Origin of the sequence: Pseudoduganella rivuli (assembly GCF_009674485.1) — a bacterium.
In the GTDB taxonomy this organism is placed as follows: Bacteria; Pseudomonadota; Gammaproteobacteria; order Burkholderiales; family Burkholderiaceae_D; genus Rugamonas; species Rugamonas rivuli_B.
Window position 1 is genome coordinate 44475 of record NZ_WKJJ01000034.1, and the last position, 11621, is coordinate 56095.

Genomic DNA, 11621 nt, shown 5'->3' on the forward strand with positions numbered 1-11621 from the left:
TGTTCAGGACAGACGGGCTTTGCTCGCCCGCCTGTCCCGGTGGCAAATTACAGTTTCGACGCGATCAGCTTGCCCAGGATTTCAATGCCGGCGCGGATACGTTCCGGCGGCACCGTCACGAACGACAGGCGCAAGGTGTGGGTCTCCGGTGCGTTCGCGTAGAACGGCGAACCCGGCACGAAGGCAACCTTGTGCTGAATGGCTTCATCCAGCAGTTTCATGGCGTCGATGTGCTTCGGCAAGGTGACCCAGATGAACATGCCGCCTTCAGGGCGGGTCCACGTCACCTGTTCAGGGAAGTGCTGGTCCATGGCGTCCAGCATGACCTGGCACTGGTCGCCGTACAGTTGGCGGATGGTCGGGATGTGCTGGTCCAGGAAGCCTTCCTTGACCACGTGGTGCACGACCATCTGCGTCAGCTGCGACGTGTGCAGGTCGGCGGCCTGCTTGGCCAGTTCCAGGCGGCGGATCAGGCCCAGCGGGGCGACCACGTAGCCCAGGCGGATGCCCGGCGTCAGCACTTTCGAGAACGAGCCCATGTAGATGACGCCGTCCGGATTCATGGCCACCATCTTCGGCAATGGCGCGCCCTTGTAGCTGAGGGCGCCGTACGGATCGTCTTCGATCAGTGGCAAGCCCAGGCGGGCGCAGGTTTCCACCAGTTGCTGGCGGCGCTCCACCGACAGGGTGCGGCCGGTCGGGTTCTGGAAGTTCGGCAGCGCGTACAGCAGGCGGGCGCCTTGCGCGACCTGGTCCAGCGATTCCGGCACCAGGCCGTGATCGTCGGTCTGCACCGACACGAATTCAGGACGGTACACCGAGAACGCCTGCAGCGCGCCCAGGTACGACGGGGTTTCCACCAGCACTTTGCTGCCTTCATCGATCAGCACCTTGCCCAGCAAGTCCAGCGCCTGCTGCGAACCCGACACCATCAGCACCTGTTCCGGCACGATCTTCGCGCCGCCCACGGACAGGCTGTCGGCGATCCACTGGCGCAGCGGCAGGTAGCCGTCGGTCGGGCCGTATTGCAGCGCGACTTTGCCGGAATCGGTCAGCACCTTGTCGAACGCTTCCTTCATGATGTCGACCGGGAAGGTGGCAGGCGATGGCAGGCCGCCGGCAAACGAAATGATTTCCGGCTGCTGGGTGATCTTCAGGATCTCGCGGATAAACGAGCTTTGCAGCTGGCTGGCGCGTTCGGAAAAGCGCCACTGGATCGGGTTCGGGTTTTCGATTTTCATGTTGGTCTCTTTTTATGGATGAGGCGCGCTTGTGGCGGCCGGTCGAAGCGGCGCTGGATAAGCGCCGCTGTATCAATTGTAGGGCGGTTTGGGCGCAGCCCAAGCCGCCATGCCGGGCGGCGGATTCTTTAAGCGATCTCTGCAATCATTTCGATTTCCACGCACGCGCCCAGCGGCACTTGCGCCACGCCGAACGCGGCACGCGCATGCTTGCCCGCGTCGCCGAACACTTCGCCGATCAGCTCGGACGCGCCATTGGTCACCAGGTGGTGGTCCGTGTAGTCGGCGGTCGAGTTCACCAGGCTGGTCAGCTTGACGATGCGTTTCACGCGGGTCAGGTCGCCGTTGCATGCTGCCTGCAAGGTGCCGATCATGGCAATGGCGACGCCGCGCGCCGCTTGCGCGCCTTCTTCCGTGCTGATGTTCTTGCCCAGCTGGCCGGCCCACACCGAACCGTCAGGTTTCTTGGCGATATGGCCGGACAGATACACCAGGTTGCCGGTTTGCACGTACATGACGTAGGCGGCGACAGGGGCAGCCGGTGCAGTCAGGGTGATATCGAGCGCTTTGAGTTTTTCGTAGACGGACATGGTGGTTCCTGTGAAGTGTTAAATCTGGGAAGCCGATATTGTACGTCTTTCTATGCCTGTATCCGCGTCCGGCGGCCCGTAGCAACCACGGAAATTACTGCCAAAGAAAACAGAATATTGCTCAAACTGATGGTTTCACTTAAGACTAATGCCGCGCCGGCCATGGTAAGAAAGGGTTGCAGCAGCTGTACCTGGCCCACCCGCGCCACGCCGCCCAGCGCCATGCCGCGGTACCAGAAAAAGAAGCCGATATACATGGAAAACACCGACACATAGGCAAACCCGGCCCACGGTTGCCAGCCCGCGCCGGCAATCGCGGCGCCGTCGCGCCACACCAGCCAGGCCACGATCGGCAACAGCACGGGGGCGGCCAGCACCAGCGCCCAGCTGATCACCTGTTCGCCGCCCATGGTTTTCGCCAGCTTGCCGCCTTCCGCGTATCCCATGGCGGCCAGCAGCACGGCTGCAAACACGGCCAGGTCCGCCAGGTGGAACGTACCGCCCGCCTGCAGCAGGGCAAAGCCGGCCACCAGCACTGTGCCCGTGGCTGCCATCAGCCAGAACGCGGGCGACGGTTTTTCATGGCCCCGCAGCGCCGCATAGGCGGCGGTGGCCAGCGGCAGCACGCCGACCAGCACGGCGCCGTGCGACGCCGGCAGCGAGCGCATCGCCATCGATGTCAGCCACGGAAACCCAATCACGCAGCCCAGCGCCACCAGCGCCAGTGGTCGGAGCGCCGCGCGCGGCGGCCAGGCCGCTTGCTTCCACGCCAGCCAGATGGCCGCCAGCGCGGCCGCCACCAGCGCGCGGCCCAGCGCGACAAACGCGGGATCGAACGCGGCGACCGCCATGCGGGTGAACGGTAACGTCAGGCTGAAAATCGCCACGCCGGCCAGGCCCAACAGCATGCCGGCGGTTTCATCGCTGACGCGGGGGAGGCGGCGGGACGTGGTGGCGATCGTGGTGTGCATAAGGTACTTTCAGGGTGCTTTAACGTGCTTTGAATGCTGCGGGAATGGACCTATACTAGAAGAAATAACCAATACAGTGCCAATACACTTGTGCACTTAACTCATAGAACTGTATAGGGAATATGGCCAATACACGCGATGCACTTGGGACTGCACAGCCCCAGGCCTTCAAGCCCGGCATGCCGCTGATTGCGCTGCTGTCGCGCGAATCCGGCGAATCGCTGGCCGACCAGATCGTACGCTCCGTCGTGGCGCGCATCGATGACAAGGTGCTGCGCAGCGGCGCCCGCATGCCGTCGATCCGCGCCTTTGCACAGTCGCATGGCGTGTCGCCGTTCACCGTGGTGGCCAGTTATGACCGGCTGGTGGCGCGCGGTTACCTGGAATCGCGCCGGGGGGCGGGGTTTTATGTGCGGGAGCGGGCGGCGCCCATCTTGCGCAGCACGCGCGACCCGGCCGCGGCGCACGGCATCGAAGGCGGAGCGATGGATGTGACCTGGCTGGTCCGCAACATGTTCCGCCAGGCGCCTTACCAGCAAATGCCGGGCACCGGGGTATTGCCGTCGGACTGGCTCGATGGGGCCGGCATCGCCAATGCGCTGCGCGCCATCAGCCGCCAGCATCCGGGCACCTTGGTCAACTATGGCGTACCGCAAGGCTTCCTGCCGTTGCGCCAGCAATTGCAGCAAAAGCTGGGCGAACTGGAAGTGCAGGCCACGCCGGAGCAGATCGTGACGACGGCCGGCGTCACGCAAGCGCTGGATATGGTGGCGCGCGAATTTACCCAGCCGGGCGACACGATTTTTGTCGACGATCCCGCCTGGTTCCTGATGTTCGGCTCATTTGCGGCACTGGGCGCGCGGGTGGTTGGCATTCCCCGCCTGGCCGACGGTCCGGACCTGGCCGCGCTGGCGCAACTGGCGGCCCTGCACAAACCCAAGCTGTACGTGATCAATTCCGTGCTGCACAACCCCAGTTCCACTTCGCTGTCGGCGGCCAAGGCTTTTCAGATATTGCGCCTGGCGGAAGAGCATGACTTCCTGGTGGTGGAAGACGATATTTATTGCGATTTGCATCCGGGACCCGCCGTCCAGCCCGTGACGCGGCTGGCCGCGCTCGACCAGTTGCAGCGGGTGATTTACCTGGGGGGCTTTTCCAAGACCATGGCCGCCAATTTGCGGGTCGGCTATATCGCCACGTCACGAGAGCGGGCCCAGCGGCTGGCCGACCGCAAGATGCTGCAAACGCTGACCACCAGTGAAATCGGCGAAAGGGTGGTTTATAAAGTGTTATCGGAAGGGACGTTCCGCAAACACACCGACCGCATCCGCACCCGGCTCGATGAATTGCGCAGCCGCACGGTACGGCAAATGGAGCGCGTCGGCTTGAAAATCGCCGTGGCGCCGATGGCCGGGATGTTCGTATGGGCCGACGCCGGGCGCGATACCAATGTGCTGGCCGCGCAGGCCATGGGGCAGGATCTGTTATTGGCGCCGGGCAGCCTGTTTTCACCGAGCCAGCTGCCTTCCCAGTACATGCGGCTGAATATCGCGGCGATGCAAGAGCCGGCCGTGTGGCGTTTCCTGGAGAAGGAGCTGGCTTAGTGACTGCTGCTTGGTGTGGTAAATTCTGAAATTAATTTCCGCTTGGCAATTTTGTACTTGCCGGTTTACCATCGCCTGCACTGATCTAACGCCACGGAGGCCAGGTTCGTATGTTCCCATCCTTCTCATCGTTGCCATCGCGTGGTTTTGCGGCCCTGCTGTTGCTGGCGCCGCTGGCCGCGTCCGCCTCCCAGCGCTGGGTCGCGGCAGACAATTTGCGCATGCGGGCCGGGCCTGGCCTGGAATATCCGGTCACAGGCACCTTGGGGCGCGGCGCCGAGCTGGCGCTGTTGCAAGCCGGCGAACCTGATGGCTTTTGCCTGGTGGATGGCGATGGCCGGCATGGCTACGTGGCATGTAAATACCTGAGCCCGACACCTATCGAACGGCCCAGGGCGGGCGAAAACGGCGTCAGTGCGGCGCAGCGCTGGATCAGCGGCAATGGCGTGACCTTGCGTGCTGAACCCAGCCCCAATGCGGCCGTGGCAGGCCGCTTGTCACTGAATGCGGCGGTGAAGCTGCTGCGGGCCGACGCCGGTAGCGGCTATTGCGAAATCCAGCCGGAACAGGGCCCCAGCGGCTATACGGCTTGCCGCTACCTGGCTGCCACACCGGCCGAGCTGGCGCTTATCCGGGGTGAGCGGGGCGCCTCGGATGGGCCATCGGGTGATTACGATCCGGAACGGGCCTTTGCACTGGAACCGGGCTGGCCGGCACTGGAGCGCTATGTTGAATACTTGAAGGCGCGTTCGCCCGGCATTCCGCAGAATGGCCCCTGGCCGCGCGACGACGTGCTGGAGAAAATGAAAGCCCACCTGGCGCTGGGGCTGCATGGCCGCAAGCCGCCGCCCTATGCGGATTGGGCGGCATTGCAGCGCAAGGCGGCGCAAGACCTGGACTTGAGTGGCGCATTGGGGCGCTTGCGGTCAGAGGGCAAAGCGGCGCCTGCCGATGTCGCGCAGCGCGGCGCGCGGGCGGAGTCGGTTGCGGAGGAGTTGCAGTCACCGATCGGCCTCTGGGGTGGCTTGCATGACGCGTCTGGCAACGATGGCGGGGCGGGACGCGTGATCCGGCTGGTGCGGGCGCTGGCGCTGCCTGCGCCGCAGCCGTCGCTGTTCCGCAGCGAGGCCGACCTGGCGCCGCCCGAAACATCCACCGAAGACGCCAGCGGCCGCTTTGGCATCGTGTTCCGGCAACTGGTGTCGCCGCGCCCGGTGATCAAACCGGCTGCCGGAAGCAGCGGTGAGGAGATCGGCAATACGCCCGGCCTGTATGACATGCTGGCGCGCACGTCCGTACTGGTGCGCCCGGTGCAGCGCGTGCAACTGTTTCGCGACGGCCGCCTGCGTACCGAGGCCAGTGTGTTGCAAAAGAAGGAAACCCTGTGGCGCGATGCCGATGAATCCGAATGCGAGGGGTGGAAGCCGGGATTCGCGTATGGCGATGCGGATGCCGCCACGTGGCGCAATGCCGATCCCGTGGTGAAGACGGGCCACAACCCGCGTGGCAGCCTGTATGCGTTTTACACGGCCCGGGCGTTGCCGCGCGAACGCGCCAGCGTGATTGAAACACCGGTCAAACTGGACCGTGGCGCCACCGGGTTTGTCCGGGGGACTTATTTGCACTTCGACCTCGATGGCGATGGCGTCACCGACGTCGCCGTGTTCGAAGGGCAGGGCCATGGCCCGGGGCACCTGAGTGGGCCGACGCTCACCGATGACCGCTGGTACCGGCTGGCGCTGGTCAACATCAATGGCGCCTGGAAAGTGCTGGGCCGCGATGGATTTGGCTATGGATGCGGGTGCTGAATGACGACAAGATTCCTGTGTTGTTCGCTGCTGTCATTGACGCTGGTTGCCGGCAACACCATGGCGGCCAATCCGCGCGCCACCGATGCGGCGTTCGCCGCCCTGTTGTCGATGCCGTCCGCCAAGCCGGCCCAGGGGGCGTGGAATTTTCCCGAGCCGGATGGATTTGAGGCCACGTCGGAAACCGCGCTGATCGCCTACCTGGCCCGCCAGCATTCGACTGAGCGTTGAGGGCGGTGACGGCCTGCGCAGTGACTAATTGAATTTAATCAACATTTTCCCGTACGGTAAAATAGGAGGATTTCCTGGCTTGATGCCAATCTGACTTCATCCTTTCTGAATGGAACCTGCCACCGTTTACCTGCTGGGCGCGCTGATGATGATGGCCAATGGCGGCGTCCTTGGCCTGATGCACCGCGACTTCCCGCCCAGCCTGCGCCCCAGCGCCGTCACCTGGCGCATTGGCACGCTATTGCACGCGTGCGGCTGCACCATGTTCATGGTCCAGGACTCCTTACCGCACAGTTTCGTGCTGCCGCTGGCAAACGGCCTGGTGATGGGCGGTTTCACCTGCTACTGGGGCGCGCTGCGCCAGTTTTACGGCACGCCGCGCACGCTGTTGCAACTGGCGCCCGTGACGGCCGGAGTCATCGGGGTGTACTGGTACGCCGGCGTGGCGCCCAACCCGATGGGGCGGATGGTGGTGGTGTCGCTGGTCTGGATGGCGCTGCTGGCGCTGTGCATCCACAACCTGCTGCTGCAAAGCCGGCGCGACCGCGCCTGGAGCCGCCAGGTGATGGCGGGCATTTTCATTGTGTTGCTGATGACGGTGGCGTTCCGCCTGGGTTGGTTCTTAACGGTCGGCATGGCGCCCGATTATTCCGGCCTCGACGGCAGCCTGTGGATGAACATGGCGTCGCCGGTGGTGGTGTCCATCATGCCGGTGATCGGCACCACGGCGTTTTTGCTGATGTGTTCGGAGCGTATCCGCCGCCAGTGGGAACGGGCCGCTTCCACTGATTACCTGACTGGCCTGGCCAACCGCCGCACGCTGGCTGATGCCGGCGCCACCCGTTTCGAACAGGCGCGGGTGCGGGGCAGGGGTTTTGGCCTGGGCGTGATCGATATCGACCACTTCAAATCCATCAACGACCGTTACGGCCACGACGTGGGCGACGCGGCGTTGAAACACGTGGCGGCCAGGCTGGAACTGGCGTGCCGCGAAGGGGAATTGCCGGCGCGGCAGGGTGGTGAGGAATTCGTCGTGCTGTTTGACGACGTGGCCCATGATTCGGTCTTGGCGGCGGGCGAACGCTTGCGCCATGCGGTGGCCGGGTCGCCCTTCATTGCCGGTGAAGTGATGGTGCCGGTGACGGTGTCGATTGGTGTGGCTGTGTGTATGCCAGAAGACATGGAATTTGACAGCGTGCTGCGGCGCGCCGATGCGGCGCTTTACGCGGCCAAGCAGGGCGGGCGTAACCGGGTGGAATGCGCGGCGCTGGTAACGCGCATGCCGGAGCTGGTGCCGGGCACCGTAGTTTAACGGACGATCGTGCGCGCACAATTCACACAATGTCACGAAATTACAAAGACAAAAATATAGTCTAAAAGTTAATATTTTTGCGGGATTTGTCCTAGACTGTCCGGGTCGTACCAGTCCCGGAGAGTTACCATGTTTATTTCCCAAAAGTTAGAGCGCACCCTTGCCGCGGTGGGCTTGCTGACCTGCGGCGCGTTGGCGCAAGCCGCGCCGGCGTACCAAATCAACCTGATCAAGAATTACTATTTCGATTCCTACGACGTCCAGGCGCTCAACAACCATGGCGACGCCATCGGTGCATATGACGCCGGCTGGTCGAGCCGCAATTATTACTATGTGGGGGCCACCGCGACGTATCGGCCCATGCGCCAGACCGACGGTTTCTGGCGTGACTTGATCGGCGGGATGAATAATCACGGCCAAGCCGCCATCACTTATGAAGACAGTACCTTATGGGATGACTTCAAGTACCAGGCCCAGGTTTTTGACAGCAAAACCGGCGTTTATACGCCGCTGAAGACCGTCTCTCCCCAAGACTCCTCGTTCGCCAACGGTATCAATGATGCCGGTGTGGTTGTTGGCTTATCCAGTTTCAACAGCATTAAGCCAGCCTTCCATGCGACCGCCTGGATTAACGGCAATCCAACGGATTTGGGCACCCTTGGCGGCGGATACAGTTCTGCGGAAGACATCAATACCCATGGTGCTATCGTTGGCCGGTCGCAGTTGGCGGACGGGACATTTAGGGCCTATCTGTACCAGGGTGGCCAGATGGTGGCGCTGGACACGCTGGGCGGCAAGGAAAACTGGGCGTCCGCCATCAACGACAGCCAGGCGGTGGTGGGCGCCAGCCAGACTGCCGGCAATACCTATTCGGCCTTTATTTATCAGAATGGCGTGATGACCGACCTGGGCGCCGGCACCAACAGCTTTGCCACCGACATCAACGCGGCGGGTGTTGTCGTGGGATGGGCCGATGGCCGTGGTTTTATTTATCAAAACGGCCAGGTCACGCTGCTGGACCAGTTGCTCGACCCAGCCAGCGGCTGGCAAGTGAAACAGGTGAACGCCATCAATGACGCGGGCCAGATCGGCACGCAGGTTTGCAAGGTCAGCGGCTTTTGCGTGGGCGCCATTCTGACGCCCGTTCCGGAACCGGCCACCTACGGCATGTTGCTGGCCGGACTGGGGGTATTGTGTGTCGCAGGGCGCCGCCGTGGCCATTCTTAAGCCAGGCTGAAAATAAATTGCTTGTAAGCTCTTGAATTCACTGGCGCCAGCCTTATCTGCCGGAGGTTCTCGCAACACTCCGGCATATTCGATAAGACTATTGAGGTAAAAATGGCTGACACCGCTAAGCAAACCATGGGTTTCCAGGCAGAAGTTAAACAACTGCTGCAACTGATGATCCACTCCTTGTACTCGAACAAGGAAATCTTCCTGCGCGAACTGATTTCGAACGCCTCCGACGCGTCCGACAAGCTGCGTTTCGAAGCCATCAACAATGACGCATTGTATGGCAACGATTCCGAACTGAAGATCAAGGTCAGCTTCGACAAGGCGGCCCGCACGATCACCATCTCCGACAACGGCATCGGCATGAGCCGCGATGAAGCCATCGCGCACCTGGGCACGATCGCCAAATCCGGCACCAAGGAATTCTTTGGCAAGCTGTCCGGCGACCAGCAGGCGGACGCCGCCCTGATCGGCCAGTTCGGCGTGGGCTTCTATTCCGGCTTCATCGTGGCCGACAAGATCACCGTGGAAACCCGCCGCGCCGGCGCGGACGCCGCTGACGGCGTGCGCTGGGAATCGGCCGGCGAGGGCGATTTCTCGGTCGAACAGATCGACAAGCCGAACCGCGGCACCGACATCATCCTGCACCTGCGCGAAGGCGAAGATGAGCTGCTGTCGTCGTGGAAACTGAAATCCATCATCCGCAAATACTCCGACCACATCTCGCTGCCGATCGTCATGGCAAAAGAAGAGTGGGACGCGGAAAAGAAAGAAACCGTCGTCAAGGACGAACTGGAAACCGTCAACCAGGCCAGCGCGCTTTGGGCGCGCAGCAAGTCCGACATCACGCCGGAACAGTACGAGGAATTCTACAAGCACGTCTCGCACGACTTCGCCGCGCCGCTGACCTACACGCACAACCGCGTGGAAGGCCGCAGCGAATACACGCAACTGCTGTACATTCCGGCCAAGGCCCCGTTCGACCTGTGGGACCGCAACAAGCGCGGCGGCATCAAGCTGTACGTCAAGCGCGTGTTCATCATGGACGACGCCGAGCAACTGATGCCAACGTACTTGCGCTTCGTCAAAGGCGTGATCGATTCGGCCGACCTGCCGCTGAACGTGTCGCGTGAAATCCTGCAAGAGTCGCGCGACGTGAAAGCCATCCGCGAAGGCTCGACCAAGCGCGTGCTGGGCATGCTGGAAGACCTGGCGAACGCGGAAGAGCAGGACAAGAAGGATAAATACGCGACCTTCTGGACCGAATTCGGCCAGGTGCTGAAAGAAGGCGTGGGCGAAGACGCGGCCAACAAGGACCGCCTGGCCAAGTTGCTGCGCTTCGCGTCGACCCAGGGCGACACGGAAGAACAGAACGTGGCGCTGGCCGACTACGTGGCGCGCATGAAGGAAGGCCAGGACAAGATTTACTACGTCACCGCCGACTCCTTCAAGGCCGCGAAAAATAGCCCGCACCTGGAAATCTTCCGCAAGAAGGGCGTGGAAGTGCTGTTGCTGACGGACCGCGTCGACGAATGGATGCTGTCGTTCCTGACCGAATTCGATGGCAAGGAGCTGGTCTCCGTCGCCAAGGGCGGCCTGGACCTGGGCAAGCTGGAAGACGAAGCCGAGAAAAAGGAACACGAGGAAACGGAATCCTCGTACAAGGAACTGGTTGAAAAAATGAAGGGCGCGCTGGCCGACAAAGCCAAGGACGTGCGCGTGACGTTCCGCCTGACCGATTCGCCAGCCTGCCTGGTGGCGGACGAGCACGAACTGTCGGGCAACCTGCTGCGCATGCTGAAAGCAGCGGGCCAGGCGGCGCCGGAATCGAAACCTATCCTGGAAATCAACCCGAACCACCCGCTGGTGACGCGCCTGAAGTATGAAAATGCGGAAAGCGCGCAGTTTGCGGATTGGTCGCACATTCTGTTCGACCAGGCGCTGCTGGCGGAAGGCGGGGCGCTGAGCGATCCGGCTGCGTTTGTTAAGCGGATTAATGAGATGTTGCTGGGTAAGTAATGCTGTATTGCTGATTGGCTGGCCGTTGTAAGGCTGGCTTGGAAGGCCGGGGCTCTGATGAGGGGTTCCGGCTTTTTGTTTATCGGGTCCCTTGTATCGGCTGGTGGTGGGGTTGGGGTTTAGGTTTCGGGTGTGATACAGTGGGGTAACTATTTGATAATAAAGAAGAGGCGCTGGGCTTCGGTGGGGAATCTCTGGACTTTGGTCGGGAGAGGGGGCACCGGATTGGGCGCCTACGTCACGTTGGGCGTAATGGGGATATTTCGAATGTCAGATCAGAAAAAATCAAAGCGAAGCGGTTACTGGTTCATTGCAGCTGGAGCCACGTTTTTTGTTGCGGCTTTCGTAGGGAAACAGACGGTATTCTATGGTGTCGGTGCAGTTTACTTCGCCCTGGGTGCAATGAAATTAAGGAACGAAACGTGATCTGCGTTTGCAGCCCAAACTTTCATTCCGGCGGATCTCCTGCGGCGCCCGCTGAATTCTCACTATAAGGGCTTCCCAATTTTTCAAGGCAAATGCGTTCCTCGATCAAGTCGATTAGCGTCTGGAGTTGGTCGGCCTGCGAAACTATAAACGGTCTTGTTGGGCAACTTTGTCATTTGCCCGGAC

At 61.8% G+C, this 11621-nt stretch carries 9 protein-coding genes; 6 read left to right on the forward strand and 3 right to left on the reverse strand.

Annotated features, from left to right (window positions below; translation table 11 throughout):
- Nucleotides 1-47 precede the first annotated feature (47 nt).
- From GJ700_RS32980 to GJ700_RS32990, 3 genes are all read right to left on the reverse strand, one after another.
- Nucleotides 48-1241 (reverse strand): aminotransferase-like domain-containing protein, encoded by a 1194-nt coding sequence (locus GJ700_RS32980; RefSeq protein ID WP_154382136.1) that lies wholly within the window; start codon nt 1239-1241, stop codon nt 48-50.
- A gap of 128 nt (nt 1242-1369) precedes the next feature.
- Nucleotides 1370-1831 (reverse strand): RidA family protein, encoded by a 462-nt coding sequence (locus GJ700_RS32985; protein ID WP_154382138.1) that lies wholly within the window; start codon nt 1829-1831, stop codon nt 1370-1372.
- A 50-nt stretch (nt 1832-1881) separates the two neighbouring features.
- Nucleotides 1882-2802, reverse strand: a complete 921-nt coding sequence (locus tag GJ700_RS32990; protein WP_229507386.1) for a DMT family transporter — start codon at nt 2800-2802, stop codon at nt 1882-1884.
- Between the two features lie 122 nt (nt 2803-2924).
- Here GJ700_RS32990 and GJ700_RS32995 point away from each other — a divergent pair, with 122 nt between their 5' ends.
- From GJ700_RS32995 to htpG, 6 genes are all read left to right on the forward strand, one after another.
- A complete protein-coding gene (locus GJ700_RS32995) occupies nt 2925-4406 on the forward strand; it encodes an aminotransferase-like domain-containing protein (protein ID WP_154382140.1) in 1482 nt (493 codons plus the stop codon).
- Nucleotides 4407-4516: 110 nt separating this feature from the next.
- Nucleotides 4517-6214, forward strand: coding sequence for an SH3 domain-containing protein (locus GJ700_RS33000; protein ID WP_154382142.1), 1698 nt, complete (start codon nt 4517-4519; stop codon nt 6212-6214).
- Nucleotides 6215-6445, forward strand: a complete 231-nt coding sequence (locus GJ700_RS33005; protein ID WP_154382144.1) for a hypothetical protein — start codon at nt 6215-6217, stop codon at nt 6443-6445.
- Nucleotides 6446-6554: 109 nt separating this feature from the next.
- A complete protein-coding gene (locus GJ700_RS33010; protein ID WP_154382146.1) occupies nt 6555-7757 on the forward strand; it encodes a GGDEF domain-containing protein in 1203 nt (400 codons plus the stop codon).
- A gap of 129 nt (nt 7758-7886) precedes the next feature.
- A complete protein-coding gene (locus GJ700_RS33015; protein ID WP_154382148.1) occupies nt 7887-8984 on the forward strand; it encodes an HAF repeat-containing PEP-CTERM protein in 1098 nt (365 codons plus the stop codon).
- 111 nt (nt 8985-9095) lie between these two features.
- Entirely contained in the window at nt 9096-11009 is a 1914-nt protein-coding gene (gene htpG / locus GJ700_RS33020) for a molecular chaperone HtpG (protein ID WP_154382150.1), read from the forward strand.
- Nucleotides 11010-11621: the final 612 nt, after the last annotated feature.